The organism is Lacipirellula parvula, from assembly GCF_009177095.1.
Classification (GTDB): Bacteria; Planctomycetota; Planctomycetia; order Pirellulales; family Lacipirellulaceae; genus Lacipirellula; species Lacipirellula parvula.
In genome coordinates this window covers 4843861-4870449 of sequence record NZ_AP021861.1, presented here as the reverse complement: position 1 = coordinate 4870449, position 26589 = coordinate 4843861, and the positions used below count along the sequence as shown (strand labels likewise).

The following is a 26589-nucleotide window of genomic DNA, read 5'->3' as shown; positions in this document are numbered from 1 at the left end:
CCTTCGAGTCCCTTCGAGGGCGGGGATAACGGAAACGAAACAGCCCCGACCAAGCTATGGTCGGGGCTGTTTTTGTTGGTTCAGAATGCCGAAATAGAGATAGCCGACGATCTACTCGATGTGGGAGCTTTGGGCCGGGGGGCCTTCGCTAGCATGCGCCAGATTCGCGGAAAATCTGCACTCGTCACTGGCGCTGCCTCGGGCATCGGCCGCGCGATCGCGCTGCGGCTTGCCGAGGAAGGGGCGAACCTCTACCTGCTCGACGTCAACGCCGTCGCGTTGGCCAGCGTTGTCGCGGAAGTGAAGCAGCGTCGCGTCGAGGTAATCGGTCGCCATTGCGACGTCGGGCAGCCCGCGCAGGTGAGTGCGGCCATTGCACACTTGCTCGACCAGTGGGGCGGCGTCGACCTGCTGGTGAACAACGCCGGCATCACCTATTACGGCCGCACGACCAAAATGTCGGCCGAGCATTGGGATCAGCTCCTGGCGATCAACCTGCACGCTCCCGTGCAGTTCATTCGCGAACTGTTGCCGACGCTGCTGTCGCGGCAAGAGTCGCACATTCTCAACGTGGCAAGCATTTGCGGTCTCGTGGGCCTAAGCCGCGTCGCTGCATACTCGACGAGCAAGTTTGCGATAGTGGGCTTGAGCGAATCACTTCGCGCGGAGTTCGGGCGGCAAGGCGTCGGCGTCACAGCGCTCTGCCCCGGGTTGGTCGACACGAACCTTTTCGCTGCGGCGCCGCGAGGCGAGGATCTGCGAGAGAACAAACGACCGCCCGCGTGGTTGTTGGCGACTCCTGAGGCAATCGCCAACCGCGCCGTGCGAGCCATCTATCGCAATCAGGCGGTCGTGGTGATGCAGCCCTACGCGCGGCTCACCTACTGGGTGAAGCGGTTTGCTCCCGGATTGCTCGATCTCGGGAATCGCTTCCGTCGGCGCAAAAGGGCTGTTGACGCGCCGCGCGTCGCGACGCCGGATGAACGCCGCCGGGCTGCGTAGCTCCGCGAGCTGCGTTGTCAGCCTCTATTTTTCGAGCGGATCGCCTCGCCGGCGCTAGTTTTCTTCTCGCTGCCGGACCTGTTAGAATGCGGGCCGGCTGGTCATCGCGCTCGTGCGACTCTTCGGCGACCAGCCATTTTCCACTGTTCGGCCCCGAGGATGTTCTCGCCATGAATGTAGCGGCACGCGCTTTCGTCTCGGCATTGGTAGCTCTCGCGATTTCGGCAACGAGCTCGCAATCGTTCGCTCAAGCGACCACCGAGACGGCGACTGCGAAGAAACTTTCGCTCGCATCGATCTTCTCTGATCACATGGTCCTGCAGCGCGACATCAAGTTGCCGATCTGGGGCGCCGCGGCGCCGGGAGCCAAGGTCGAAGTGAAGCTCGCCGGCCAAACCAAAGAAGCCACCGCCGATAAAGATGGCAAGTGGACGGTGAGCTTCACCCCGCTCAAGGCGGGCGGCGGACCGCTGGAACTGTCGGTCGCGTCGGATGGCGAAACGGCTCACATGACCGACATCCTCGTGGGCGACGTGTGGGTCGCTTCAGGACAGTCAAACATGGAGTGGCCGATCCGAGCGTCGAAGGACGCCGAGAGCGAAGCCGCCGCGGCCGATTGGCCGGAGATTCGGTTCGTCGACGTGCCAAACGTCACCTCGGCCAAGCCGCTCGACTCGTTCAAGTCGGCCGGCTGGCAGCCAGTGAAGCCAGAAAATATCACTGAGTTTTCGGCCGTGGCGTACTACTTCGCCCGCGATTTGCACAAAGAGCTAAACGTGCCGATCGGCCTGATCGGCTGCAATTGGGGCGGCACGCAGATGGAAGCCTGGGTAAGCCGCGAGGCGCTCGAGTCGAGCGACACGTTCAAACCAGCGGTCGCCGCTGCCGATCAGGAGCCGACTACCGAAGAGGTGAAGAAGCACCGCCAAGAGCGTCCGCAAGATCAGCCGGCGTCGTTGTTCAACGGCATGTTGTCGTCGGTGATTCCGTACGGCATTCGCGGGGCCATCTGGTACCAAGGCGAGAGCAACGCCGGTCGGCATGGGGAGTACGCTGAACTCTCGAAGCTGATGATTGCTGACTGGCGGAATCGTTGGGGCCAGGGCGAATTCCCGTTCCTGTTGGTGCAACTCGCCGCCTTCGAACCGGGCGGCGACAGCTGGCCGCCGCTGCGTGAAGCCCAGGTCGAAACGCTTGAGTCGCCGAACACCGGCATGGCCGTGACGACCGACATCGGCGACCGCAAGGACATTCACCCGCGCAACAAGCAAGACGTCGGCAAGCGGCTCGCGTTGGCCGCTCGCAAGGTTGCCTACGGCGAAGACCTCGTCTATTCGGGGCCAATGTTCAAGGAACTGAAGGTCACTGACGGCAAGGCCCACGTCACCTTCGCGGAAATCGGCGGCGGCTTGAAGGCCGATGGCGCCCTCAAGGGTTTTGAGGTGGCCGGCGACGACGGAAAGTTCGTGCCCGCCAACGCGGTGATCGAAGGGGCCGAGGTCGTTGTCTCGGCCGATGGCGTCAACGAGCCGAAGGTGGTCCGATACAATTGGGCGGCGTTCCCGGAAGGGAATCTGTTCAACGCCGAAGGGTTGCCGGCTTCGCCGTTCCGATCAAAGAAGTAGCGAGTGACCGCTAAGAAATCTCGGGTGGCATGCTCTCGCCCCTCTAGGCGTGAGCATGCTGCCCTGGTTTCGGCTTGGTGGTTTTTCAGCAGCGCTGAGGGGCAGTGTGGAGTGCCGCTGCGGCCATGACACCCTTCGCGGGTTGATGCCGCGCAGGCGCTCCCCTACCCTTCGACGATGTGCGCCCCGCGAGCCGGTTTCGTCACGAATGGCGTCGCCGTGAGCCCAGTTCGTTCAAGGTAGATGGCGCCGATGCGATCGGCGATTTCGCGTTCCCGTCCCGCGCGGACGAGCGCGACGATGCAGCCGCCGAAACCGCCGCCGGTCATGCGGGCGCCGATGACGCCTCCCTCGGCGCCGATTTGTTGGGCGGCTTCTACGAGAACGTCGAGCTCCGGGCAACTGACTTCGAAGTCGTCGCGCAGCGAGGCGTGGCTGGCATACATCAGCTCGCCGACCAACGGCCAATCGCCCGCCTGAAGTGCTGCCGCAGCGCGGGTGGTCCGTTCGATTTCACCGACCACGTGGTGCGCTCGGCGATAAAGCAATGGATCGAGTTTCGCACGGTTTGCTTCCAACTGCTCCGAGCTGACGTCGCGGAGCGTCGCGGCGCCAAGTAGCTTGGCCGACTGCTCGCACTGAGCGCGGCGTTCGGGGTACTCGCTGCCGGTGAGTTCGTGCTTCACGTTGCTGTTGATCACCAGCACCGCGACGCCAGGATCATCGAGCGGGATTAATTCGGCCGTCTCTGTGCGGCAATCGATCAGCAGCAGCTTGCCGGCGGCGCCGAGGGCCGAGCTGAACTGATCCATAATCCCGCACGGCATACCGGCGTACTCGTGTTCAGCCTTTTGCGCTAGCCGCGACTTGTCGACTGGATCGAGCGTGCGTCCCGTAACCGCTTCGACCAGCGTTGCCGTGGCGACTTCGAGCGCTGCGCTGCTGGAGAGCCCGCCTCCTTGCGGAACCTTCGAGTCGACGACTAGGTCGAGCGTGCCGGGATGGAGCCCGCGCTCAATGCAACCGGCAAAGGCGCCGCGGAGGTAACTGGTCCAATCGCGACGCTTGGGTTCAAGGTTGCTCAACGAGAACTCGGCCGTTTCATCAAACAGCGTGCTGTGAACGCGGACAGCGTCGCTGGCAGCTGTTTTCAGCGGCCGACCAGCGGCGATCACCGTGTACCGTTCGATGGCAAGCGGGAAGACGAAGCCGGCGTTGTAGTCGGTGTGTTCGCCGATGAGATTTACGCGTCCCGGAGCGGCGACGACCCAATGGGGTGGATTTCCGAAGACTTCCGTGTAGCGTCCCTTCGCAGCGGCGACCTGGTCGGGCAGCGAGGGAGACTGGAATTCGTCCTGGTGCGTCGGAGCGGAGGAAGAGGACATCGAGTGTTTTGCCTGGAGTCGCGGACGTTTTCAGTCGCGTTGAATGAGTGATTTGCACTACCACTGCGGACCATTTTGCCTTCGAAGTATGGTAAACGACTGCAAGAAACCTCACAACGACGGGCAATATATTGCAAACGGCCTGCACTTCTGCGGCTTTTTGAGCATCAAGGGATTTCTCAGGAAAATCCTTAAAAACCATTTGATATATGGCGTATAGGCCGCTAGTCTGGCAATCTCAAATAAGCGGCGACGATCTGTTTTGTCGTTGCGGACGGATTCTCTGTACGCTCCATGGAAGGCTCAAGCCGTGCGCTCCATGGAGTCACTACATGAGCCCTCGTTTGTTGCGCAGCATGGTGCTGCGTCGATTGTTTTCGTCGCCTCGTTCACTCTCAAGGAAAGCGGCCACGATTGCCTTGGCGGTCTTGGCATTCGCGTGCGGCGTCGAGTCAGCGCTCGGCGAACAGCAGATCATCGCGATGAGCGGCGACCTGCAGCCGGGAGGCTCGGGCGCTATGTTAGCCGGCGTTTCTGCACCGACGCTGAACGACTCGGGGCAGGTGCTGCTGCAAGCGCGACTGCTCGAAGGAGTCGCAGGCGTCCAGCCCAACAATGACGCAGCCCTGTGGGTGATCGACGGCGGCACGCGCCGACTATTGGTGCGAAAGGGAGCCGGCAACCTTGGCGACGGGAGCAGCATCTCGGCATTCGGCGCAGCGTCCATTGCCGATGACGGCGACGTCGTCTTCCGCGGCGCCACCGATGGCGGCAAACAAGGGCTCTGGCGCGTTTCGGCCAACGGCTCGATGACCACAGCGGCGATCACAGCGACGACGGGCGTCGTACCTGGTCCGCAATTGCAGAGCGCGCAGTTCGACACGTTTGGTTTTCTGTTACTCCACTCGTCCAGCGATATTCTGGTATACAACGCGCGACTTAAGCGTTCGTTGGGCGGCGTCGACACATCATCTTCTCGCGGCGTTTGGCGGGATGCCCACGGCGCGAAGGAGATGCTCCTTCGTGAAGGAACCAGCACGATTCCGCAGACGGACGGCGGACAGCTTTTAGTCCCTTCGGTCGAAGGAGTGAACCGCGTTGGTCAAACCGTGTTTTTGGGGACGATGCTTCCGAGAACCGGCGGCGTCACGCCAGACGATTCCCTCGCTTTGTGGCGAGCGGGCGGCGCGACGGGCGACGTGCTCGTGGCTCGCACGGGCTCGGGCAACGTCGCCGGGGTTCCCGGTGCATCCTTTCGGGGCTTGAGCGACTCAAGAATTAACTCCGCCGGAAAGTTGGCCTACAGCGGCGAGCTTCTTCTCCAAGGAACGGTGACCTCGGCAAACGACCGCGGCATTTGGACGTTCAACGGCGTGAACCAACTGGTTGCGCGGACCGGAAACGCGGCGCCCGGCGTACCGCAAAGTGAATTCGACGCACTCGGCGCGCCGGTGTTGAGCGATTCAGGTCCAACGCTTTTCAGCGGCACGTTGCGAACCGGCGTCGGCGGCGTCACGCCAACGACCTCGCGCGGAATCTGGGCCGTCGACGAGACCCGTGGAGCGCTAATCGCCCGTTCTGGCGTCGGGGGAGTACCGGGCGCCTCTGCGACAAAGTTCGCCGAGTTCGGAGCTCTCGCTTCGAACAACGACGGGCTGGCGGCGTTCGCGGCGACGCTTGAGAACGGCGCCGGAGGAGTCGGTGACGAGAACAACCAAGGTTTGTGGATGATGGACGCGACGGGCGACGGGCGCATCATTGCTCGCACTGGCGACGTCATGGCTGGTCGCACGATCACTGCGCTGGAGTTCGTCGGCGGTGCTGGCGGCGGGGACGGCCGGCAGCGTGCACTCAACGACCATGGCCAACTTGCCTACAAGGCAACGTTTGTCGGCGGGGACGAGGCGGCGGTTCTGTACACCCCCAATTTGAGTTGGCGAAGCTCCACCGGCGGTCAGTGGGACGCCGCAGCCAACTGGACGCTCGGCATCGCGCCTTCAAGCGTTCACCGCATCGATCTTGTCGGCGCTCAAGCGACCACCGTCGTCGGACCTTCCGGCAGCGTCACCATTCGCGAACTAACTCTCGGGGGCGGCGCGGGGCAAATGACGCTCGAACTTCCCGAATCAGGCGTTCTCACGGTGACCGATGGCGTTCACCTGGCTGCAAACGGTCGATTGGCTGGCAAGGGGACGCTCGTGGGCCAAGTCATTAGCGCGGGTGCGACGAGTCCGGGGCTCTCGACTGGCATCCTCGCGATCGACGGCGGCTATGTGCAGCAGCCATTAGGCTCCTAGACACAACACGCCACGCGGCGACAACGCTAGACAGTTCGGCTATTTCGCCATCGCTGCAAAAGCGATTGGCTCGCCGTGTCGCACCGTGGCGGACGGTGTCTGCGCCGGAATTTGCGCCGCCGTCGCGAAGTGCGATTCCGTGACCTGGAGGTAGTGCCTTCTCGCCACGTTCACGCTGTTCCCGCACCATTCGCAGACGACATACGTTGGGTACTGCTGCTCGAGTTCCGTCTGTCGGCTGCTTCGGCAACTGTGGAAAAGCCTCGACCATGGCCGGAGGCCGGCGCGGATGACGGCGTTGCGAACCGTGCCCGAATTGTTGGGGTGTTTGGCGATCGACGGCAGCACAAGCTCCTCGCCCTCCCCTGCCTCGTCCCATCGCTCTTGGAGCAGCGGCATCAGTTCCGGGAAGATCGGCACCCAGCGGCTTTCCTTGCCCTCGTGGCGCTCCGTTTTCGGCGACCGCACCAGGAACTTCTTTCCAGCCCAATCGACATCCGCCCAGCGCAAACGGTTGGTCTCTGACGGCACGCGCAAGGCGCCGAACCGCGAAAGGCCGAGCATCAGGCGGAATTCGCTGTTCGGCATCTGCGCCATCACCTTCGCGACTTCTTCGCGGGTGACGAATACGTTGTTTCCCCGGAGGCAGTTGCCACGCGGCGCGTTCTCAAACGGATTTGAGTCCATGAAGCGTTGGCGAATTGCGAAGCGGAACAGCCGGTGAGCGAAGTTGTCGATCTGCAGTACGGTCGATTTGGCCAGCTCCCGCCCACCCGCCTCTTTCGGGGCGAGTAGATGGGCCGCAAAGTCTTCCGCCGCAAGTTCGGTGATGCGGTCAATCCGCCGCTCCGAACCGAAGTACAGGAGCAGGTCGCGAATAGATTGCGTAATGGCTTTTACCGTCGCCGGCTTCAGCGACTTCCATGCCGGCCGCGATCGGTACTGGTCGATAAGAGCGACCAGAGTCGGGATCACGATCTTCTCGGACGAACCGACGAGCCCAGCTTTTTCCATCCGGCCCCGCAGCACGTCGCCCACGTCGGCCAGCCAAGCCGCGGTCTTCACCGGCGGCGCGCTCCCGTCGAAGAGACACGCCTCTAGCTGGTCGACGTGCCCGCGGATGTTCTCCGCCTTCTTCTTAGGCATGGCGCCGAGGCGGACGGTCTTGCGTTTGCGGTCGGCGTTCATAAAGCCGACGCGGAAGGTGTTGCCCCGTTTGCCGGGGTCTTCGGAAAGGGTTGCCATTGGTGGGTCTCCAAAGGGTTAGGGGGAAATTGCACTATTCAGGATGTGGAATTAGAATGCTGGCGACGTGTAAATCACTCGAGAGACTGACTAAATAGGAGAGGCGCATGGAAAGACTGGGATTGGCTTTGATGGCCGTCGTTGGATTGCTCGCGTCGTCGATTCAGGCTGCGCCTTTGCACTACAAAATCGATCTGGTGGCCACTCCCCAGGCACCGGGATATCTACTAGCTAACGCCCAATTACAACTCAACCTGACGTGGGACGCAGCGGCCACAGCGCCAATCGCCTCAAGTCCTTCAGGGACGTTTTGGCCGATCAACACAAACACTGTCGCCTCATTGACGGTTAGTGGTTCCGCTGCGGCAGATGGCACTTACGCCGCGTCGTTCGTTCCCTCGCCAAGCCTAACGTGGATCATCGACAACGACTCACCGGGCTTGGGTGATGCACTCCATTTTCCGGTCATGCGATTCCAGATTGGCGGGCAGACGGTCGAGTCTTCAATTCTGTTGCCACACTTCGCAAGCACTTTCTTCGATGGCCAACATCCGTTCTATCCCAAACCCTTCGATTTCGAGGACGCGACCTGGCCCTCGATGAGATTCGTCACCCAAGGCGTCGGCGCAATTCTTGCCACAGTCGTAGACGCATCCGCGGTGGCGGTGCCTGAGCCAACGACCTGCACACTCGCCGTCAGCTCACTTGTCGCCCTCGCGGTCCTCCGCCGCCGCAAATAACCCCGCCGCCTGCCCGCGACGGGTCGCCTCATTCGCTTAGCGCCGCTTTGCCCGAAACGGAATCACATCCCGCTTCACGCGAACACGGCACGCGTCAGCAGCCACACGCTGCACAGCCGCCGGGCAGCAGTCGTCGAGGTCGATCGGCTCGCCCTCTTCGATCTCCTGCATCAGCTGGTTAGCCAGCTTGAAGCCCCAGTTGGTCGGCCGGTTGCGTGGAACCTTGCGGCCTTCGCGCTTCATGCCCCAGAGGTAGCGAGCGAGGATGCGGCGTTGCAGTGCGAGATAGCACGGCATCGTCGCAATCTCCGCGGCGGCGCCTCGGATGACGCCCAGGGCCTGCAGTTCGTCGTCGATCCGTTGGCGGGCCGTGCGATCGCCGAATGATGCTTCGATCGTCCACGTCGGCACGGTCTGCGGGCCGTGGTATGGCCGCTCACGGCGCCGTTGTAGCGCTTCGTTGCGGGCAGCGCGTTCGTGCCGCGTCGTCAGCTTCGCCCAGTTCGGAAAGAACCGCGTGTAGAACTCGTTGCGATGCCGCTGTGCTGCAGGTTGCCGGCCGATCGACTTCGGCTCATCCACCGTCGGCACGGGAATCCACTGCTCGACTTGCCGCGGGTCGCGGTGCTCGTCGAGGTCCGCCGGTTCGGTGACGGTTTCGTCGGTCTGCTGCAGTTCGAGGTTGGCGGCGGCTTTCGTGGCAGCAAGTCGCCGACGCGATCTCAATCGCGCCTTAAGCTTCTTTTCATCTACCGGCGAATCGTCATCAAACGCCGCTAGCCGACGCTGATGGATTTCAGCACAGGCTTCGGCGATCTGCTCGGGAGTCGGGATGTACTCGGCGGCGCGACGGGGCTTGGTGATCGTAGCCATGACAAGAGAACCTTCCATGGCGAGCGCGGCAAATGCCGTAGCGAAGAGAGGTGCCCCAGGTGGGGCCGACGCCCCCGTGGCTGGGGCGCCAGTCTGACAATCCAACGCTCGCTTCTAAATGACCTGAGGCCCGCGAACGAAGTGAATAAGGGCACAAGTCCCCGTCGCCGTCTTGCTCCCCCGCTACCGGGTTCATAGCTTGATAGGCGACCTTCGCGCGCGGGCCTCAGGTCAGATGTGGCGTTCATCAGATTGTCTCACCAACTACCAGCGCAATGCGGCGCCGGACGCTTGTGCTCAGTCAGCCAACAGGCCAACTGTGGATCGCTGGGTTATTCAGGCCCAGGTCGCCCTCTCCCCCAGTTACGCGGTGCAACTAGGGAAACGACGCTCGCCATTGTGCCCGAGTGCCGAGTTTTTGCAATAGAAGCAGCTGAGGAATATCAACGCTTCAGTCTGTGGTGCGATTCGGGCGATTAGCTATATTGAAACTGGCCAGGGGCATCAGGAAGGCTTGATAATGAAACTGAAACTGGCTCTTTTCTTAGCGCTATTGTTGTGGCAGTGCTCACTGTCGAAAGCGGCAACGGTCTACTCCGCTTTAACGGCCAGCCAACATTGGGTGGTAGGAAGTGCAGTATGGTGGGACGACGCTCAAATCGTCGGCGGCGGCACGCTATCGCGTTTCCGTTTCTACGGTCAGCAAAATATAGTCGGCAGTCGGAGTTACACTACAAGCATCGAATTCCACCTGTTTGACGGTGCAACGGGGCTGCCCAACGGCCCTTCGCTCGGCCGCATTCAAGTCAGCAGTTCTACCCCGATGCCGCACGGGGAAGTCAAGTTGATAGAATCTGTTGACTTACGCCCGCTGAATATCCGTTTACCCCCAAACTCCAAGCTGGGCGTAGCATTTCATCAAGAGCACAACATCGAAGTTGTCCTATTTGGCAACCCGAGTATTGGTGCGAGTGGGAGTAATCTGTGGATCGGTTCGCCACCTGTTGCGAGACAGGTGTTAGGCGTGCGTAACAATATCGGCTTCGAGATTGAAGTTGTACCCGAGCCACATTCTTGGGCGTTAGTTGTGGCAGCCGTTGCGGGGCTGGCGATGCCCATCCGCCTCTCAAGCCGCCTGCTGCCCCGCTAGCAGCTTCCCGCGTTTCGCGACTCGACGGTCGGGCGGAGCGGCGGAGACGCACGAGCGTGGCGCTGGCGAGGTCCGTTTCTCAGTCGATTACAATCAAAGCCATGAGAACTTTAGTCGCTGTCGGCTTGATGCTCGCGATCGTGCTCGCCGGTCAGGTCGCCGTGGTGTGCGTGGCGATGGGAGCGAAGTGGGACCGAGTGAGCTTAAGGCTTCTTGTCATGATCACGACGGGCGTGGCGGTCTTACTCGGGGCGTTCCGGCTTCTCCTGCAATAGCGATCCCCAACGCTTGCAAATTGCATGGGGAGGGGCGAGATTGGGCGGCATGAACATTCCACTTCAAGAATACCTTGCCATCGCTGCCCTCGGCGACGAACCAGGGCGAGCGGCATTCTTTTCTATGCCACTAACGCACCCTGCGTCCGGACCGCTTGAGCCACCGCCGGCGGGTAGCAACGCAGTCCTGCTCTTCTCATCGACCCAGCTGTGTGGCGAATACATTGAGAGTCGAAGTCTTGGTGTCGAATGGCAGCCATTCCCCATGAGCGCCACAAGCTGCGTTGACTTTTTATTGGAAGCGAATCGTCGCAAAATACATACGCACGTCTGCTTCAACCCAAGTCGCAACGTCCCCGCGGCACTTCCGATCGAAGCTTTTGTCGTCACAATGCCGGAACGCACCGCAGAGAACCCCGGCCACATGTAGCCCCGCCGGCCGCTGCCCGCCTCGAGTTGATGCGGCCGCTGACGGATGGGTCGCTGGAGGTTGAGGCAATGGGTGGGTTGTTCTAGCAGTCGGCTGTTGCTTTGAAGGCGGACCACGCCAAATGAATCAGCGTCAACAACACTGCGAGCAGCACCGTCGCGTACAGCAAAGACTCTAAGCTGTATCGGAAAGGTCGCTTCATGCCGCCCACTATACCCGCTGGCAACGGGCGGGGCGAAAGAAAGGCCGCAAGGGAACGGATGTGCCTCAGGTAATGCCGGCAGCGAAGCAAGCGATGGCAACAACCGCTACCAACATCGCCACGATCGTAATCCAGCCGGCCACGGTCCCCTTGCCGAATCGCTTCGCCAAGCCGTCAATTATCCAGCCGGTGATCCAGTCGTCGCCAATCATGCCCGCCACTCTACCGCTCCCGCTCTCCGGCCGCAAACTAACCCGGCATTGCTCAGTTACACGGAGTCATTCCCGTCCGACCGTCCCGACCAGTAGGCGACGGTCAGCACACCGGCAACGATAAGGCCTAGAAGGGTCAACATCCCCAACCTAACGTCTTCTTTAACACCCGCTTGATACCAACAGTAAAGCGTCAGTGCCCAAATCAACAGCGTGACGCGTCGAAGGTTACGCATCGAGCGGCTACGCAGGCGAGAAGTCAGTGGCAGGACAATGGCCCCCACCACTGCGACAAGAACGCTAATTCCTAAACCGGCTTCAGGCCCCTGCGTGAGTGAGACGAAGATGATTAAGACTATCAGAGTCGCGATGACAATAAGAGATGGTGCCATTCGCGAATTGTAATCGTGGAATCTCAGAATTTCTGCCCCCGCCTAGTTCCCTACCCCGCCGCTGGCCGCAAGATGTGCGATTCGTGACTGCCGTTTTCTGCGCCGGTTATGGGCGACGCATTTACTACTATCGCGAAGCGGCATAGCTCAATTCACCTTAGCACGCGTTAGCCGGCCGCCACGTAGTCGAAGCAGGGGACAATCATGCATGTTAACTGGGCATGAAAATTGGACCGGCACCGAGCCAGAAGTCACGCAGGCTCTCGCCACAGCGTGTTGAGTGCAGGTTGGATAAAGCTTGTGCAGCTCAGGTTCGTATGTGATGACAAATTCAGGATGCTGGAGCAAGTACTCAAAATATCCTGGCCCCCACTCGCGAGCCCCGCTGTCATCGTGCGGCACAAAGCGGCCGCCCTCAACTTCCGGCAATTGAGACCACTCATCCGCCCTCCCTGCTTCGTCCGCTTGCGGCGCAAAGAAACAGACCTCTAGGCGTTCATCCCAGAGTTCGATAATGCGGTCGCGGTCAACGTCACCGAGAGTCGCCCACCAGCTGCGAATTGCCTCGCCTTCGCTAACCGAAAACGCTGCTAGCAAGGCGGGAGGGAAGCCATCCATAGCAAAGCGTCGCTCCGTTTGAAACTCTCTAAATCTACACAACTACCTGAAAGATTAGCGATTGGAGAGTCGCCGTTGCAATGCCACCTCTTACGCCCGCTGGCGACGGGCGGGGCGAAACCTAGGTGGCTGTGTCGTTTGATCCAGCGTCAGGCTTCGAAGAGAGTTGAGCGAGTTCCTCCAGGGCCCTTGTCGACGGGCTGTAGCGTGCGGGGTTTCTAATTGCGGGTATCCATTCCAACATTCCGCGCCGCTCGAGTCGCTTGAAGCAATGCTTGTACGCTGGTAGGTATCGTAGCGTTGGGGCGTCGGGAGGAACGATCGCGTCCAATGCCTCCTCTTCGGTAAGCCCCCGGGGGTGTTTTGCCGCGGCCTCAATCATTAGTCGCTCGACGATGCCCATACCCCACATTCTACTCCCGCTGCTCCCCAGCGAAAGCAGACCTAGCCGCCGGATTCCGGGGCGGATTAGTGCCGCTGAGGTAAGTCGCTACTGGGCGGGTCCTCGTCTCGCAGGCCGAAAAGGATTGCCACGCTCAAACCTGCAAACCAGCCGATTAGCACGCTGCCGACAGCGAATCCAACCACTATCGCAACACCTGCCGAGATGAGCAGCGGCCGCAGTGAAATTTGGCGTTTCTGTCGGATCATGCCGCCCATTCTAACCGCCGCCGAGGCGGGTGGGAGAGGAAGGCAACTCTGCAATTCAAATGGCGGTTATCCCACTCTCGCCGGTGCGGACCCGAATCACATCCAATAGCGCCGATACGAAAATTTTACCATCGCCAACTTGCCCAGTTTTGGCTGAGCTGACTATTGCCGTCAGTGCGCTTTGCAAAAGTGAATCGTCGACAACAATTTCGATTTTCACTTTCGGGACAAAGTCAACCGTGTATTCGGCGCCTCTGTAGGTTTCCGTCTTGCCTCGTTGACGGCCGAAGCCGCGAACTTCACTGACGGTCATGCCCTGAAGTCCTGCGGCAACTAGAGCCGCTTTTACATCATCTGCCTTATGATGGCGAACAATTGCTTCAATTTTCTTCATATGCTTAACACCGGTGGGCTAATGACATTGCAATATCAAAACCCACGGCCCGGGCAGAGTGTCGCTACTGCCCAGGCCGATGGGCATCCTTTCCAGCCCTACGAGGGCCGAAAGCGAGCATTGGTCAAACTACTCATCCGAATCACTACGCGTTAGGAGATGGCATGAAATCTGGATAGCCCATCGCTCCCATCTCAGGTATATCGAGACCGCCAACCTCAACATCGTGCGGGACACGCAGCGGAGTAATCAAGTTACTCACCTTGAACCACACGTAGGCCATCACACCGCCAAATACCACAACAGTCACCGCACTCAGCGCTTGAGCCATGAGTTGGGAGGAATCGCCGTAAAACAGTCCTCTGACTCCGTCAGTCAGGACGCCATCAGAATCGAGTGTTGAATCCCACTTCTCTCTAACGACGCCATTCCATCCCATCCCATATTTGCCATTGGCAAAGAGTCCGAGCGATAAGACGCCCCACAGGCCGTTCACGCCGTGAACAGAAATCGCGCCGACCGGGTCGTCGATACCCATGCGATCCCAAAAGAACACGCTGATCACCACAAGGACGCCCGCGATACCGCCGATGACGACAGCCGCCCAACTATCGATGAACGCGCAAGGAGCTGTCACTGCAACTAACCCCGCCAACATGCCGTTGCAAATCATTGACGGATCTGGTTTCAGGCCTCGCAGCATCATGTAGAACATGCACGAGATCGCACCGGCTACGCTTGCCAGCATGGTGTTCACGACGACGGTGGCTAGCCTTAAATCCGTTCCAGATAAAGTGGAACCGGCGTTAAAACCGAACCACCCGAACGCAAGCACAAACGTTCCTGCGACTACCATCGGAATGTTGTGGCCTGGGATAGCGCGCGGCTTTCCATCGACGTATTTTCCAATCCGCGGGCCGATGATTATCCCACCAACCAGCGCGATGATTCCGCCCATCGAATGGACAACACCCGACCCGGCAAAATCCACTGCACCATGACCTAATCCCCAGTTCTTACCGGACTGAGCCAGCCATCCTCCGCCCCACACCCAATGAGCGTAAAGACAGTAAGGAAGCGCGACCCAAAGGCCGAACAGCACAAAGTTCTTCCAAGCCCATCTCTCCGCAAGAGTTCCAGTTGGAATCGTTGCCGTCGTGTCCATGAACACCATCATGAAGAAAAACAGCGTCATGATGCTGACGTCATCCATTCCCGAGAGAAAGAATCCTTCGGTGCCGCAAATTCCGAAGCTCTTCGCCGCATCGCCTTCGCCAGTTGTAATTGAGAACCCACTGTCGAGTGCAACGGTCCCCGGTCCAATTGGGGAGTACCACCCGGGGGCTACTGGAGCGTTCCACCAATTGCCCCAACCAATCCCAAAGCCGTAAGCCCAGAATGCGAGGCATCCGAGCGGGTAGATCATTAGATTCATAGCAGATGTGTGCGCTGAGTTCTTCGCGCGACACAAACCGGTCTCCACCATCATGAATCCGGCTTGCATGAACATGACCAAGCATCCCGCCATGATCACCCATACTACGTTGATCGAAAACAAGTTGTGTGAAATTCGATCGTAAAGCTTATCCGGCGTCATCTCTGCCGGGGCGCCGTCGCCAACCGGCCCCGCTCCTGGAGTTGTCCAGTACCCAGCAGCGCCCCCGCCAGCATCCGGCCAGGCGCCGCCCTCCGCAGCTGGCGCAAGGTACGTTGGCGAGGCGACCTCGGTTTCCTCGACTGCCACTTCAGTTTCAACTGAGGGTGCGGGCGGTTCCTCACTTTCTTGCGATATCGCAACCAACGGAGTTGCGACAATCGCGCCGAGGACGAATAGCGCGACGGACAATCGTCGCAGCCTGAGCCCACCCCAGTTGAAACTGCAATGCGTCATTGACATTCTGCAAGACTCCAAAACGAGAGGATGCCCATACCAGCTGATGTTGGCTGGCGGTTCGTGAAATCCAGTGCCCTAAGTAAGAGAATTTTTCGGAGACTGGTAAAAAAGCCGAGGCAATAGAAACGGTCACGTTCAGACCGTCATGGCTTCATTCGCTTGCGCCATGGAGTGGATCATGGAGTTGCCAGTACGGCCGTCGACCGGTGATAGCAACCGGTATGCCGCAAACTCAGTAATGGCCGGTTCCAGCACCTGCTTCATAAGCATTTCAATTTTGTCAGAGTTATATGCAATCTTTATGCGCAGGAGTTGCGCAATAGATTCGCACCGCCCGCGCCGGGACGCTACTCACGCGACGCGGGCCAATTCGAATTGTCAAAGAACAGCCAGGCTATTCGCCCAACTCGTCAGCTTCTACTTCCGGCGCCCCCACCGCGGGCTCGTCGCGCGGATCTGGGCCGTCGCGGCTTCGATCTGTTCCGGCGATGGATCGTTCGACTGCATTCACGTCGCAGCCAGCGCTGCCTGCCCGGCCAGGTCGTTGACCGACCGGTGAACCGATCCGAGGTTCCCCTCGATGGCGGCGCGAATCACCAAACCAACCTCGTCGTAGCTTGGCGCCTCGATCGAGAACACGACTTGGTAGGGTTAGCCATCCGGCTCGCCGACTTCGCAGACAACGCCCTTGATGGCGCACCGCGGGTCGCGCGCAATCTGCCGCGCCGTCATCAAGTACTCGGGATTGTCGAAGAGCGAGACCGAGACATCGGAACTAACGGTTACGGTGAAGATCATTTTCAAACTCCTTGGGGTTGGTGACTACTCTTGCTGAGCACTGACTCGTGAGTTCTGCTTCGTTTGGATTGCCTGGAGCGCCTGCGTCTGCTTCTCAAGTTCCGCCAACAATCGTTCGGCAGTTTCGCGACGCGCGACTTCACCCATGGCTGCTGGCGATCCGCTCTCACGCATGGCATCCATGCCGCCTGTGCGCCAATCTTGCATCGCCATGCCCTTCTTCAACTGATCGATCGCTTCGTCGTTGCTGAGCGTCGGGCCGGTCTCTGCCATGAACTTGAGCCAGCTGGCGTGACCGCGACCGTTGCCCTCGAGTCGTCGACTCAATTCGAACACATCGTTGCGACGTTCCTCACTCAAGGCGGCGTCGCCGCTGATGCGCATCTGGTCCATCTCGTTCTGAATCGCCTGCTCGGTCATCGCGTAGTTTTGCAGCGGCCCCTCGCCAACGAACTTGGCGCGATCGCGAGCAGCGGCGATGCGCTCGCTGGCTTCGTCGTTGGCGGTATAGGCGTTTCGATACAGGTCGATCGTCCCCTTATCCTGCAGCAGCTTGGCGATGGCGCCTTCGCTCGCGGCTTCGAACTTCGTGCTGCCGAGAAACTGCTTCGCCATCTCGGGATTCGACTGCAGCAGTGCGATGCGCTCGTCGATGATGTCGTACTGGCTCGCGTCCGTGAGGCCGAAGTTCTTGCCGTTCTTTGCGAACCAGTCCCGGGACTTGGTCTGCAGGCCGATCGCAGCCGATCGGGAGATGTCGCCCTCGGCGTCGGCGCCAGCGACGGACAACGCGGAGAGGACCGCAGCCGCTGCGGCTTCGCTGCCACCTTGCGACGTGTAACTGCTGGCCGTGCCGGCGATGCTCTTGGCGACCTTCTCGCCCTTGATGCGGCTGGTAGCCTGCGTGATCGCCAAGTAGCCGGCCGCTTCCTCAACGTCCTTGATGTTCGTCGAGTTGTAGATATCGCCGATGCCGCCAGCGGTCGCCGTGGCGCGTTCGATGTTCCGGCTCTGCTTCGTCGCCTCGCGAACAGAGTTAATAGCAAGATCAGGATCACCACCGGCGGCGTAAGCGGTTTCCACCATCTGGTAGATGCCCGCTTCGCTCATCTTCCGGTCTTGCGCAATCTGCTTCGCCTGAGCAACGATCCAATTCCGCTTCGGGTCTTTAGACGTGCTCTCCCGTAATGCCGCCTCGGCGTCGGCCGCCCCCAGCTTGGCTTGCGCCGCTTTTTCATTCTCGCGATTGACCGCTTCGAGCTGAGAACGAAGTTCGGAGACGATCGCCGTGGCCGACAGCACACCGCCCGCGAAGCTCTTGAGCGACGACAACGCCTTCGCGCCGAATGCGTCGTCGCCGGATTTGCCGGCTTCGTCGAGTCGCTTGCGGTACTGCGCGACCTTGCGGGCCGCTTCGTCGTGGCTCAGCGCGCCCGACTTCACCAACGCCGCCATTTTCTCGACGGCGTTGTTGTACTTGAGCTGCGGGTCTAGGCTCTCCTTGATTCGAGAAGCCTCGTTGATCATCTTCGTCGTCGCCTTCGTGGCGCCTTGCGCGGTCTCCTCGGCGGCGTCGAGCGCCTTATTGAGATCGCCGACGGCTTTGACAGCGGACGATGAGTCGCCGGAGATGGTGAATTTCGCTGACATGTTAAAGCTCCAGTGCGAGGCCCTTGAGATCGGCCCAGGTCGGTTGGTAGTTCGGGGCTAGGCCGCTTCGCCATCGGATGAAGTCGCACCACTCAGGGTCGGTAGGTCGCTGCTTTTTTTTTGAACCGTCGTCAGCCAGTTCACCAGCGACTCGTAGCGGACCGCGACCATGACGATCAGCGCTAAGTGAGTCTCTTCGAGGGCTTCCAGGGCGATCAGCTCCGGCAGGCTGACGCGGTAGTTCGCCCCCATCAGCGCCGACACCGCCGCCAACAACTCATCTTGCGTCGGCTCACGGGCTTCGTCGCCGGCGTCTTTGGCGAACTGGAGTTCTGCGATCGTGGCGGTCGCATCCCAGAGGTGGGCGTACTTCGCCAGCGGGCGTCCGGGGCCGACCTTCCCGGTGCCATCGAAGGCGAGGTACGCCGGCAACTCGCATTGCCACTGCTGCGCGGCCCCGTCGTAGCGGCGGACGATCGGCACTTGCCACTCGTTGCCGTCAGCGAGCGTGAGCACCGGGCCGCGGAGAAGCTTGGCACGCTTGAGCGTTTGCGGCGTCGGCTTGCGATCGTTCCAGTAGCCGATCCACAGCTCGGGGCGGCCTTCGACGGCGGGCATCTTCGACCATGTCTGGTCGTCAGGATAATACCCAGCGTCAACGCCCGGCGCATCCTCCATGAACACGTTGCCGGCCCCGCCACTCGGCCCCGTGCTCACAGGCCGGTTCTCGATCGACGTTTCGATCGCGAAGCTCAATTGCCACTTGGCGAGCTTCTCAAAATCGACCGGTCGCTGATCGCCGCCGACGAAGTAGAGAAATCTTCCTGACACGTGAATTCCTTTCCGCCCCGCAGGGCTAGTAGTTAACCATCTCATCCCAAGTGCGTGACGCTTCGGCCGCTGCCTCGGAACTCGCCTTGCGCGCCTTCGCTAACATCGCCGCCGCATGCACGACAGCCAGCTTCAAATCACGGAGCGGGTCATTGCTCTCGATCTCCGACGCTTCAGGCGGCGCATCGGAATGAAGCCAGGGCGTTGGAATGTTTCGATTCCGTTCGCGTGCAGCGTTGGCCAGCGTCGATTGGTGACCGCGGAGCGTGTATTCCGCATCGTTCACCGCTCGCTCAAGCGACTGCTGACGACGTTGCAGCGAGCTCTGGCGCCGGTGAAGATGCTGCAGCGGGCATTCCACGCCCAGCTTGGCGGGAATCTGCTCCAGGCGAATCATGTCGTCTAGGAGCTGTCGCTGCTCCCATTGCAGCGGATGGCAGGCAACCTGATGCCGCTGAACCGCAGCCTCGAGTTCGGCGTTTGCCTCGTCGATCTTAGCCTGCAGGGCTTCACGTTGCGCGATCACGGCCGGCAGACGCTTGTGCTCTTCACGGAGTCGTCGTCGCTCCGCCAACTTGGTCACGAGCGAGCGAAGCGAACTTGGCTCTCGATCGGCTTCGCGACAAACCTGTTCGATCGTGGCCACGTCGACTTCCTCGTCGGCGGCGAGCCTCACGGCGAGTTCTTCGAACGCCTCCAGGCGTTGCGCCTTCAGTTGTTCCAATTGGTCAAAGACAGCGGTGCTCATGCGTTTTCCTTTCGAGCATGGGTGTAGTAGGCGGCTTGGTCGCGCTCCCATAGCGAGGCAAAGTCCGCAGGTGGTGGAAGTTGTTCAATCTCGGCGAGTAGCATCGATTCACAGCGAAGCGGCTCGTCGCCAATCGCGAGCCAGTAGTCGAATGCGGAACTTAATCCGTAGCGGAGACCTGCGATCGACAGGTCACGCACGCCGAGCGCCCAGCCGTGGCCAACAGCGCGATGGTGCAGGTGCAATGCTCGGCGGATGAAGGCCGCGTCGTGTCCGGCCCATGGTGGTTCGTCGGTGATGATCGGGGTGAGCGCGAGATAGGCGAACTCGGCGTCCTGTCGAAACCTGCGATCGGCAGTGATCGGCGTTTCTGCAGGTTGCTCCAAATCGCCCGGAATGTGGGCAAGTTCGTGAATGAAGATGCCGCGCGACGCCGCGGAGTCGTCGGTCGGGTCGACCATGACGATCAGCGGGCGTGGTTCTGTCCACGCTCCGGCGCTCTGCAGGTATTCCCGCATCGTCGCGGTAATCGTCGGCACGCAGTACGCCGAGCAGTGAATGGGCGTCGGCCACGCGTCGGGCTGCGCGACGATGTTCGGATTCGCTTCCGGGTAGATCGTGGCGGCCATTTGGTGGAGTTCAGCGAACATTGTTACCTTCGCGGTTCGGGTGATGTTGGTACTCTACCGAGGTGTCCACTTGATCCTGCCAGTCACTGGCAAGCATCGGATCAACGACGACGAGAAACGGCGCGCTGCAGCTGCGGCACACGCAACGACGGAACACGCTGCCGTCGCCCTGGTCGCCCATTGAGCGAACGATCGTGAAGTCGCCGCTCTGGCACGCCGGGCAGTATGCCTTCGGCGGGGGCGGGATCTCGACCGTCGGCACGTTGGTCCAATCAACCGGCATTGGTCAGTTGCTCCCGGCCCTTGTCGGTCACGCGGACGTGCGACGGGGTGAGCTCGACGAGGCCATCGGCGCCCATTTCGACGAGGGCCTGCTGATGCCGCTTCGCCTGCGACGGCGTGAGCACCATTGCCGCGAACGAAGCCACGCGGCGGCGAACCCACTGGGCTTCAGCTAACGCGCTCGTTCGTTCCTGCTCTCGGAAGAATTTGGAGCGTTCGACTGCAGCGCCGTGCTGGCGCGCTGCTGCGTCGGCGATGTTACGTAGCATTCGGTTCGTGTCGAGGATGATCGTGTGTTGTGGGGCATCTGGTGGCTCCTGCGGGGCTAAAACGGTTCGTTCGGGGTCGGACGGACTATGTGTAAAGTGCCTTCGATGCAAGCTGCGTCCGGCTCAGAAACTGGCCGGAAGGACCCTGGAAAAGCTGGTCAAAATTTGACCAGGGTCCTTCCGTCCATCCCTACCCCGGTCGCACCGCTTGCATCGGACACGTTTTACAGAGAGTCCGTCCAGCCTCAGCCTCGGCGATCCGCCTCGCTGCTGCCTCGCCTTTGGCATCGAACGTGGTGGGCAGGTCGCGGGCGAGACGCACACCCTCACACCTCGCCAGTAGGGCTGAAATGCGATCGGCGACTGACTCGTCACGAGGACAACGAGGACGGGTAGGACGGGAGTTTTGCATTGTGTCCCCCTGGACATATAGAGACTGAATTAGAAAAAGCTCTCGCGTATGGGATACAGTGTTGAACTGCCGTCCTACCCGTCCTGAGTGTCCGCCCGATTGGCTGAAATCCGGTGAAGTAGGTCATTTGCGATGTTTGCGTAAAACACATTCGCAGCTGGGCCGGTCCAGACGTAGCAACGGCCATGCGACCGCCCCGGCTCTGGCGCCAACCGCTTCATCTGCCCCTCGGCGGAAAGTTGGTGCATCCGCTTCGACGCCACCGTCGACCGCACTGGCTCATTGATCGCCCAGCCATACCACCGAGCGGCGACGGCTGAGGGGATGCGGATTGATTCTTGCTGCACGTCGTAGCCGAGCTTCGCGAGTTGGTCGCAGAAGAACTCTTCGACGATCTCCGACTCGTCTAGGTCGGTGTTGATCGCTGCTTGCCGTTCCGCGATCACTTGCTGTGCTTCGCCCGGTTCAGGGAGGCGGGAAACGATCGCTTGCTCCCATGCCGCCCAGCGGCCAAACGTCCTAAGCGGGAATGGCTCGGCCCGCAGCGCGCCGATGATGTCGCCGATAAGGCGTTGGCGGTTGTCGTCAACGAACCGATTGGCGTTCTCGAGCCACGGGCCTGAGTTGTCGCCGCGAACCAACTTGATTGGGATGCTCCGCTGCGCTAAGTCCGTGCTCATGCTTGGAGCGTTGAGCGTCAGGAACCAAACTAAATTGTTCGGCCGCGTGCCTTCGCCGACGTACAACTGCCTCCCGCTGATCTCTGGCGCCGTGATGAGTGCTTCGATCTTCTCCGACGACAACTTCATCGACTTGATGTTGTCCCATAGGGCCGCTCGCTTGGTGCGAGCCGCGGGAGTCAGCAGCCGCGTCGTCAACTTGTCGCCATCCTCGTTCGCCGAAACGTCGATCGACCCGCCGACGATTCGCGTGAGCAATTGCACCATGCTCGTTTTGCCGACGCCTCTTCCGTGGTCGGAAGTGACCGCGAAGGCTGGCGTTGCGCCGAACGGTCCGCCCCACAGCAGCGACATGGCCGCCGCTTGGATCAGGTCGCGATCGATCGTTGTCTCGGGCCTAAACAGGTCGAGGAACTTGCGGAGATATCGCCCATCGCCAGCGGGCGGAACGTCGCAGCGGTAGTACGTGGCGGGCCGCGCCGGTTCGTGCGGCGTGTTCTCGATCGAGTCATAGGTGGTAGCCGTGCGGGTGAACTCGCTCGCGAACTCCGATTGCGTGCAAAACCTGCCGCTAGAGTACCAATCAACGTTGTTGCAGCGGCTGCGGAGGAATCCAAACAGCGCTGGCGTCGGATTCTTCTCGAGGAATGCCAGGCCATGGCTGTCGTCGACGAACAGCGTGCCACCGCTACGGCGAGGCCAGTTGCCCGTGACGAACTTCGCCGCAGCCACTACATCCCCAATTGGGGACGGTACTTTAATAACTTTGGTTTCGCCTTCTTCTTCGATCTCCACCTCTTCGTAGTTGCGAATCGCCAACGCTTCGCCGCGCTGCACCACCCCCTCGGCATCACGGATTCGCTGCAGGATTTCGGCATCAGTGAATCCCTTGGGGAACGGACGTTCGGCCGCGTAGGCGTTGATGGTCGCAACCGCTTCGATGTCGCTGCAGTTGAGCTCGACCGACCGGCAAGCCGCCGTAAACAATCGCTTGCTGCCGTCGCCGCCGTCCTCCATGTTCGTCGTCGACTTGCGGACTGCGTCGAGGGCGTCATGACGGATACCAACTCCCGTTGGTCGCGAGCGAGTCTGTTTCGGCTTTTTAGCCTCTGCACACGCGAGCAAGCGCAGTACGACGACATCAGGGAGCAGCGCGGCGTCGACATCGTCGGGGCCAAGTCCTTCGATCCAAGCCCGCGGCGCTGTCGGCGGGATTACCGATTGGGCGCCTCCGTCGTTCGTGCCCAGTCGAATCTTGAACTTGTTGCCGTCGCCGTCGCTATACTCCAAGACCTCAAACGGAATCGACGCCAGCCGCGGATCGAAGGCGTAAATATCGTGGCGGCCTCGCTTCGATTGAAACGCCAGCGTCACGGGGCGTTCAACATCTCGCCAAAGGTGGTCGCGGGCTTTGATCTCGCTGTCGTCGTCGACTTCCATGTCGATCTTCTTGGAGTCGGCGCCCATGACGAGCCCGATGCCAGGATCGCTTGCCGCCTTGAGGCCGATTCGCAGCCGTTCGACCGTCGCCGGCAGCTTGTTCCATCCCTTCGCCGGCTCGCCGCGGTAGTCGCAGGGAATCTTGCCGTTGCAGGGGATGATTCGCCACCCGCGGGCAATCAGCCGTTCGCCCTCTTCTAAGAGGTCGTCGAGAACGTCGTGACCATTGATCGTTGCTTCCTGCATCAGTCGGCCCCTTACTTCGATTCGAGGGCCAACATCGCCGCGTCAAGCGACTTGATGTGGAAGAGAACCCGGCCTCCGCGTTTGATGCGGGGGAGGTCCAGGCGGTCGAGAGTGCGGACTGAGCAGCGGATGTATTCCGCAGCTTCCGCCTTCGTCCGGTACGGTGACGGTGCCGGTGGGGGCGTGGCAGTCTTTTGCATTGATTCGCTCCATGCGTGAATTGCCGTGACGACAAACGCGTCGTCGTTGGCTTGCATGGGCGAATGCTACCGCCGCAAAACAGACCGCAGAATCTAAGAAAACTGGCTTTCGATTTCTTCTCTATCTTTCGATTTCATTTTGATTTCTTTTCGATTTCCAGCAGTTCCTGGGCTCGTTTTTTATTGGCCAGAGTCGGGCTGTTGTCCGCAAAATACTTCAGCACCGCCAAGCGTTCAGCCTTCGTATACCGATGATCGCGCTGCCCGCGACGACACGGCGTCACACCAGCCCCACGGGCGGCGGTGTTCCACGTCGGAGCGGAAACGCCCATTTCTTCGTGAAGTTCCCGAGGGAAGTAGACAGCTGCGGGGTCCGCTTCTAGCGGCTCGACAACTTCAACCTCATCGGGCTCCTCATCGTCCGGCAACGCAGGTGTAAGGTCTTCGGCTGCCAAGCTCTCCCGAGCGATGAATGCGCTGAAATCCGGCACGGTGCGGAACTCCACGAGCAGTCGAGCAAGATCGAACGCTTGCTCAATGTCGCCGTCGCCTGCGACCTTGGAGAACACCCCGCGGACTGCCTGGGCGAATTGACGCGCCGCTTCGTGGGCCGACGCACAAGAGGAACCCAGCACGCTAATGACCGGGAAGTGTTGGTTTGAAGCTGCCTTCTGAACGTAGTCCACAGCCACCCTGGCCGCCCCATCCCACTCGCGAACAGCGTCTTCAAGTGCCGCGAAGTCTTTCTCGGCGCCGTCCATGTGAGATCTAGCCTGCCAGTTGGCGGTGGGCTGGCAGTATGGACGGCCCTCAACGCTCAAAAATCGCGAGAACTCGGGAGCGTCGCTGTAGCCGTCAACAATTTGACGAGCCAATCCATAGCAGTTTTCCGCCGCCCGCGTGAACGCGAGCAGACGATGGAAGTCGTGCATGAAAAACCACACCTTTGCAAAAAGAGCCGAGCCGGCCGCCAACCGCCCGGGGGTGTGGTCCCGAAACGGATGGCGGCCTGTGGGATTCATGAGGTCCCAAACTCGGCGAAGATTCATTCTACCGGAGCCGCCCTGCCCCGTCGTGCGCCGCATCGTGCGCCGCTTTTGTGCTCGCCCTTCAAATTTCCCGCCGAATTGCAGGAATCACGGGCTATGTGCAGCAGCCGGGGGGAACGCTGTCGATCGAACTCGGCGGCGTCGATAATTCTAGCCCGTTGCACGCCCAGTTCGACCAATTGCTGGTGTTCGGAGCGGCGACGCTCGGCGGAACGCTCGACGTCTCGCTGGTGGGGGGATTCGTCCCAGCAATCGGCGATAAATTTCCGATTCTCAAAGCGACCGGCGGACTCACGTCGTTCGACGCGATGAACCTGCCCGCGCTACCGAGCGATCGCGCGTGGTCAGCTACGCGAAGCGTCGACACGCTCGCGCTCACCGTTGTCGCGACGGCGCCTGTGAGTCCCGCCGACTTCGACCATGACGGCGACGTCGACGCCGCGGATCTTGCCCAGTGGAAGAGCGGATTTGGCAAGCTGTCGCCTGGGGACGCGAACGGCAACGGCGTCGTCGACGGCGCCGACTTTCTGGCGTGGCAGCGGGCGTACACGGGAAGCGACAATGCGAGTACGACTGTTCCTGAGCCTGCGGCAGCGGTGCTCGCGGCGTTCGCGCTCGCGATCATTCGCCGCTGTCGACGTTGGGGGCGATGCGGCGCGTTAGGGTGGACTGATTGTCGCTTCTACTTAGCGTTTATCGGCAGTTCGAGCGTGGCCGACAGAAAGTAGTGATCGCTGGGGTACCTCCCGTCGCGACCGTCGCGAATGATCTCCGCGTTAAGAGGTTTGATGTCGCCGCGGGTAAAGATCCAGTCGATCTTGCCGCCGCCCCCTTTGGCCTTTCGGGCTTCGCCCTTGAATCCATGGAACGTAAAGCCAGGGTCTCGGGGGCCGTGGAGCGCGGCGTAGGTGTCGTGCCACCCGCCCTCCTTCAGAACTTCGATGGCACGGTTCGAGGCTTTTGCATTCATGTCGCCAGTAAGGACCTGTGGAATGCCAACCGGATCGAACGCTGCCGACGCTTCAATCACCATGCGGGCCTGCTCTTCGCGCGCCTGTTGGCCGATGTGGTCGAAGTGAGTGTTCCAAACAATGAACTCGGCGCTGTTGTCGCGATCTCGGAGACGCGCCCAGTTGGCGTGACGAGGGGACTTCGTGTCCCAGCCAAAACTGCCGGCAACATGGGGTTGCTCAGAAAACCAAAAGCCGCCCGAGGAGATAAGCTCGAATCGTTTGCGGGAATACATAATCGCATTGTTCTGCACTACCTCTCGCACGGGCAGCGACATGCCGGTCGAGTCGAAGTCTGGTAACCGACGCTTCAGTTCGTCGACTTGATAACCGCGCGCTTCCTGCAGGCACACAACGTCGGCGCGTTGGGCGACAATGACGTCGCCGCATAGTTGCCGCCGCGCTTCCCAGCCGTCGCCTGCCTGTTCGTCTTCAGGTTGCGGGACGCGAACATTGCAGCTCAATATTTTTAACCTCACGCTGCTTGCCGAGCCAACCGCATCGGCGCCCGCCACTTGGGACGAGCTGAAGACGACGGCAAGTAGGCTTGCTGCGAAGAGAAGCGAAGTGCGATTGAAAGCGGAACTGGTAGACATGGTTTGAGGCGATGCTAGGACACAAGTGAGTGAGTTGGGGCGCTGCGACGACGCTTGAGGTGCTGAGATTCGAACCTTTCGAACAGGACGGTCCTCCCATTTCATCAGCAAACCTGCCGATTGCCACCCCTTGGCCGCCGAGAAGGTGCGGCAATCCCCAAATGAGCTACCATCCATGCCTGGGCGGCGCGCGGCGCTCCTGTCCATCGGCCGACCCCGCCAATCTCCGCGAAAAGCTGTGAATGCGGCTGTATTGCCGCCTCTGTCGAGGCACAGCCCCTACAATCGGTCCTTCGGAAGCAACGGGTCGGCGTCATTTTCGTTGTTCGATCGGCGAGGACAACTAGACTGAAAGTTGGTCGCC

At 60.7% G+C, this 26589-nt stretch carries 26 protein-coding genes; 7 read left to right on the top strand and 19 right to left on the bottom strand.

What is annotated here, in order from left to right:
• Nucleotides 1–153 precede the first annotated feature (153 nt).
• The gene (locus tag PLANPX_RS19055; protein WP_152100268.1) at nucleotides 154–1002 is read left to right on the top strand and encodes an SDR family NAD(P)-dependent oxidoreductase; all 849 of its coding nucleotides are present in this window, start codon (nucleotides 154–156) and stop codon (nucleotides 1000–1002) included.
• A gap of 170 nt (nucleotides 1003–1172) precedes the next feature.
• Nucleotides 1173–2627: a sialate O-acetylesterase gene (locus tag PLANPX_RS19050; RefSeq protein ID WP_172992182.1), complete on the top strand. Its 1455-nt coding sequence runs from the start codon at nucleotides 1173–1175 to the stop codon at nucleotides 2625–2627.
• A gap of 164 nt (nucleotides 2628–2791) precedes the next feature.
• Here PLANPX_RS19050 and galK read toward each other — a convergent pair whose 3' ends face one another.
• A complete protein-coding gene (gene galK / locus PLANPX_RS19045) occupies nucleotides 2792–4012 on the bottom strand; it encodes a galactokinase (RefSeq protein ID WP_152100266.1) in 1221 nt (406 codons plus the stop codon).
• Nucleotides 4013–4344: 332 nt separating this feature from the next.
• Between galK and PLANPX_RS19040 the strand changes: the two genes are divergently transcribed.
• Nucleotides 4345–6309 (top strand): DUF7453 family protein, encoded by a 1965-nt coding sequence (locus PLANPX_RS19040; protein ID WP_152100265.1) that lies wholly within the window; start codon nucleotides 4345–4347, stop codon nucleotides 6307–6309.
• Between the two features lie 39 nt (nucleotides 6310–6348).
• Here the strand turns inward: PLANPX_RS19040 and PLANPX_RS19035 are convergent, their stop codons facing one another.
• Nucleotides 6349–7554 (bottom strand): tyrosine-type recombinase/integrase, encoded by a 1206-nt coding sequence (locus PLANPX_RS19035; RefSeq protein ID WP_152100264.1) that lies wholly within the window; start codon nucleotides 7552–7554, stop codon nucleotides 6349–6351.
• A 107-nt stretch (nucleotides 7555–7661) separates the two neighbouring features.
• Here PLANPX_RS19035 and PLANPX_RS19030 point away from each other — a divergent pair, with 107 nt between their 5' ends.
• Nucleotides 7662–8294, top strand: a complete 633-nt coding sequence (locus PLANPX_RS19030; protein WP_152100263.1) for a hypothetical protein — start codon at nucleotides 7662–7664, stop codon at nucleotides 8292–8294.
• Between the two features lie 36 nt (nucleotides 8295–8330).
• On the opposite strand, the gene PLANPX_RS19025 is transcribed toward PLANPX_RS19030, so the two are convergent.
• Nucleotides 8331–9167 carry a hypothetical protein gene (locus PLANPX_RS19025; protein ID WP_152100262.1) on the bottom strand — a complete coding sequence of 279 codons (837 nt, stop codon included), beginning with the start codon at nucleotides 9165–9167 and terminating at the stop codon, nucleotides 8331–8333.
• Nucleotides 9168–9687: 520 nt separating this feature from the next.
• Between PLANPX_RS19025 and PLANPX_RS19020 the strand changes: the two genes are divergently transcribed.
• Together PLANPX_RS19020 and PLANPX_RS27485 are read left to right on the top strand one after the other, a co-directional pair.
• The gene (locus tag PLANPX_RS19020; protein WP_152100261.1) at nucleotides 9688–10317 is read left to right on the top strand and encodes a hypothetical protein; all 630 of its coding nucleotides are present in this window, start codon (nucleotides 9688–9690) and stop codon (nucleotides 10315–10317) included.
• Between the two features lie 101 nt (nucleotides 10318–10418).
• On the top strand, nucleotides 10419–10592 hold the full coding sequence (locus PLANPX_RS27485; protein WP_172992181.1) for a hypothetical protein: 174 nt from the start codon (nucleotides 10419–10421) through the stop codon (nucleotides 10590–10592).
• Between the two features lie 697 nt (nucleotides 10593–11289).
• Here PLANPX_RS27485 and PLANPX_RS27480 read toward each other — a convergent pair.
• The 15 genes from PLANPX_RS27480 to PLANPX_RS18960 form a co-directional block, all read right to left on the bottom strand.
• On the bottom strand, nucleotides 11290–11436 hold the full coding sequence (locus PLANPX_RS27480) for a hypothetical protein (protein WP_172992180.1): 147 nt from the start codon (nucleotides 11434–11436) through the stop codon (nucleotides 11290–11292).
• A gap of 1716 nt (nucleotides 11437–13152) precedes the next feature.
• Nucleotides 13153–13491, bottom strand: a complete 339-nt coding sequence (locus PLANPX_RS19010; RefSeq protein ID WP_152100259.1) for a P-II family nitrogen regulator — start codon at nucleotides 13489–13491, stop codon at nucleotides 13153–13155.
• Nucleotides 13492–13636: 145 nt separating this feature from the next.
• A complete protein-coding gene (locus PLANPX_RS19005) occupies nucleotides 13637–15388 on the bottom strand; it encodes an ammonium transporter (protein ID WP_198421765.1) in 1752 nt (583 codons plus the stop codon).
• Nucleotides 15389–15520: 132 nt separating this feature from the next.
• On the bottom strand, nucleotides 15521–15649 hold the full coding sequence (locus PLANPX_RS28290; protein WP_261344404.1) for a hypothetical protein: 129 nt from the start codon (nucleotides 15647–15649) through the stop codon (nucleotides 15521–15523).
• A 243-nt stretch (nucleotides 15650–15892) separates the two neighbouring features.
• Entirely contained in the window at nucleotides 15893–16024 is a 132-nt protein-coding gene (locus tag PLANPX_RS28285; protein WP_261344402.1) for a hypothetical protein, read from the bottom strand.
• A 12-nt stretch (nucleotides 16025–16036) separates the two neighbouring features.
• Complete coding sequence (locus PLANPX_RS27475; protein ID WP_172992179.1) at nucleotides 16037–16183, bottom strand: hypothetical protein; 147 nt, start codon at nucleotides 16181–16183, stop codon at nucleotides 16037–16039.
• A 24-nt stretch (nucleotides 16184–16207) separates the two neighbouring features.
• Nucleotides 16208–17833, bottom strand: coding sequence for a hypothetical protein (locus tag PLANPX_RS19000; protein ID WP_152100258.1), 1626 nt, complete (start codon nucleotides 17831–17833; stop codon nucleotides 16208–16210).
• A gap of 57 nt (nucleotides 17834–17890) precedes the next feature.
• Entirely contained in the window at nucleotides 17891–18664 is a 774-nt protein-coding gene (locus tag PLANPX_RS18995; RefSeq protein WP_152100257.1) for a hypothetical protein, read from the bottom strand.
• Nucleotides 18665–18689: 25 nt separating this feature from the next.
• Nucleotides 18690–19412: a hypothetical protein gene (locus PLANPX_RS18990; RefSeq protein ID WP_152100256.1), complete on the bottom strand. Its 723-nt coding sequence runs from the start codon at nucleotides 19410–19412 to the stop codon at nucleotides 18690–18692.
• Nucleotides 19409–20062, bottom strand: a complete 654-nt coding sequence (locus PLANPX_RS18985) for a hypothetical protein (RefSeq protein WP_152100255.1) — start codon at nucleotides 20060–20062, stop codon at nucleotides 19409–19411. The genes PLANPX_RS18990 and PLANPX_RS18985 overlap by 4 nt, the downstream gene beginning before the upstream one ends.
• Nucleotides 20052–20324: a hypothetical protein gene (locus tag PLANPX_RS18980; protein ID WP_152100254.1), complete on the bottom strand. Its 273-nt coding sequence runs from the start codon at nucleotides 20322–20324 to the stop codon at nucleotides 20052–20054. The genes PLANPX_RS18985 and PLANPX_RS18980 overlap by 11 nt, the downstream gene beginning before the upstream one ends.
• On the bottom strand, nucleotides 20314–20592 hold the full coding sequence (locus tag PLANPX_RS18975; RefSeq protein WP_152100253.1) for a hypothetical protein: 279 nt from the start codon (nucleotides 20590–20592) through the stop codon (nucleotides 20314–20316). The genes PLANPX_RS18980 and PLANPX_RS18975 overlap by 11 nt, the downstream gene beginning before the upstream one ends.
• Nucleotides 20593–21078: 486 nt before the next feature.
• A complete protein-coding gene (locus PLANPX_RS18970; RefSeq protein WP_152100252.1) occupies nucleotides 21079–23370 on the bottom strand; it encodes a bifunctional DNA primase/polymerase in 2292 nt (763 codons plus the stop codon).
• Between the two features lie 11 nt (nucleotides 23371–23381).
• The gene (locus PLANPX_RS18965; RefSeq protein WP_152100251.1) at nucleotides 23382–23570 is read right to left on the bottom strand and encodes a hypothetical protein; all 189 of its coding nucleotides are present in this window, start codon (nucleotides 23568–23570) and stop codon (nucleotides 23382–23384) included.
• 134 nt (nucleotides 23571–23704) lie between these two features.
• A complete protein-coding gene (locus PLANPX_RS18960; RefSeq protein WP_152100250.1) occupies nucleotides 23705–24592 on the bottom strand; it encodes a hypothetical protein in 888 nt (295 codons plus the stop codon).
• Between the two features lie 77 nt (nucleotides 24593–24669).
• On the opposite strand from PLANPX_RS18960, the gene PLANPX_RS18955 reads away from it, so the two are divergent.
• Entirely contained in the window at nucleotides 24670–25347 is a 678-nt protein-coding gene (locus PLANPX_RS18955) for a hypothetical protein (protein WP_152100249.1), read from the top strand.
• Here PLANPX_RS18955 and PLANPX_RS18950 read toward each other — a convergent pair.
• Nucleotides 25302–26225 (bottom strand): endonuclease/exonuclease/phosphatase family protein, encoded by a 924-nt coding sequence (locus tag PLANPX_RS18950; protein WP_172992178.1) that lies wholly within the window; start codon nucleotides 26223–26225, stop codon nucleotides 25302–25304. The two genes, PLANPX_RS18955 and PLANPX_RS18950, sit on opposite strands and share 46 nt — an antisense overlap.
• Nucleotides 26226–26589 lie beyond the last annotated feature (364 nt).

Excerpts from the sequence above, each read along its gene's own strand:
- PLANPX_RS19055 (WP_152100268.1), top strand. The coding sequence starts at position 154 with ATGCGCCAGATTCGCGGAAAATCTGCACTCGTCACTGGCGCTGCCTCG.
- PLANPX_RS19050 (WP_172992182.1), top strand. The coding sequence starts at position 1,173 with ATGAATGTAGCGGCACGCGCTTTCGTCTCGGCATTGGTAGCTCTCGCG.
- galK (WP_152100266.1), bottom strand. The coding sequence starts at position 4,012 with ATGTCCTCTTCCTCCGCTCCGACGCACCAGGACGAATTCCAGTCTCCC.
- PLANPX_RS19040 (WP_152100265.1), top strand. The coding sequence starts at position 4,345 with ATGAGCCCTCGTTTGTTGCGCAGCATGGTGCTGCGTCGATTGTTTTCG.
- PLANPX_RS19035 (WP_152100264.1), bottom strand. The coding sequence starts at position 7,554 with ATGGCAACCCTTTCCGAAGACCCCGGCAAACGGGGCAACACCTTCCGC.
- PLANPX_RS19030 (WP_152100263.1), top strand. The coding sequence starts at position 7,662 with ATGGAAAGACTGGGATTGGCTTTGATGGCCGTCGTTGGATTGCTCGCG.
- PLANPX_RS19025 (WP_152100262.1), bottom strand. The coding sequence starts at position 9,167 with ATGGCTACGATCACCAAGCCCCGTCGCGCCGCCGAGTACATCCCGACT.
- PLANPX_RS19020 (WP_152100261.1), top strand. The coding sequence starts at position 9,688 with ATGAAACTGAAACTGGCTCTTTTCTTAGCGCTATTGTTGTGGCAGTGC.
- PLANPX_RS27485 (WP_172992181.1), top strand. The coding sequence starts at position 10,419 with ATGAGAACTTTAGTCGCTGTCGGCTTGATGCTCGCGATCGTGCTCGCC.
- PLANPX_RS27480 (WP_172992180.1), bottom strand. The coding sequence starts at position 11,436 with ATGATTGGCGACGACTGGATCACCGGCTGGATAATTGACGGCTTGGCG.
- PLANPX_RS19010 (WP_152100259.1), bottom strand. The coding sequence starts at position 13,491 with ATGAAGAAAATTGAAGCAATTGTTCGCCATCATAAGGCAGATGATGTA.
- PLANPX_RS19005 (WP_198421765.1), bottom strand. The coding sequence starts at position 15,388 with ATGTCAATGACGCATTGCAGTTTCAACTGGGGTGGGCTCAGGCTGCGA.
- PLANPX_RS28290 (WP_261344404.1), bottom strand. The coding sequence starts at position 15,649 with ATGAAGCAGGTGCTGGAACCGGCCATTACTGAGTTTGCGGCATACCGG.
- PLANPX_RS27475 (WP_172992179.1), bottom strand. The coding sequence starts at position 16,183 with ATGATCTTCACCGTAACCGTTAGTTCCGATGTCTCGGTCTCGCTCTTC.
- PLANPX_RS19000 (WP_152100258.1), bottom strand. The coding sequence starts at position 17,833 with ATGTCAGCGAAATTCACCATCTCCGGCGACTCATCGTCCGCTGTCAAA.
- PLANPX_RS18990 (WP_152100256.1), bottom strand. The coding sequence starts at position 19,412 with ATGAGCACCGCTGTCTTTGACCAATTGGAACAACTGAAGGCGCAACGC.
- PLANPX_RS18985 (WP_152100255.1), bottom strand. The coding sequence starts at position 20,062 with ATGTTCGCTGAACTCCACCAAATGGCCGCCACGATCTACCCGGAAGCG.
- PLANPX_RS18980 (WP_152100254.1), bottom strand. The coding sequence starts at position 20,324 with ATGCCGGTTGATTGGACCAACGTGCCGACGGTCGAGATCCCGCCCCCG.
- PLANPX_RS18975 (WP_152100253.1), bottom strand. The coding sequence starts at position 20,592 with ATGCTACGTAACATCGCCGACGCAGCAGCGCGCCAGCACGGCGCTGCA.
- PLANPX_RS18970 (WP_152100252.1), bottom strand. The coding sequence starts at position 23,370 with ATGCAGGAAGCAACGATCAATGGTCACGACGTTCTCGACGACCTCTTA.
- PLANPX_RS18965 (WP_152100251.1), bottom strand. The coding sequence starts at position 23,570 with ATGCAAAAGACTGCCACGCCCCCACCGGCACCGTCACCGTACCGGACG.
- PLANPX_RS18960 (WP_152100250.1), bottom strand. The coding sequence starts at position 24,592 with ATGAATCCCACAGGCCGCCATCCGTTTCGGGACCACACCCCCGGGCGG.
- PLANPX_RS18950 (WP_172992178.1), bottom strand. The coding sequence starts at position 26,225 with ATGTCTACCAGTTCCGCTTTCAATCGCACTTCGCTTCTCTTCGCAGCA.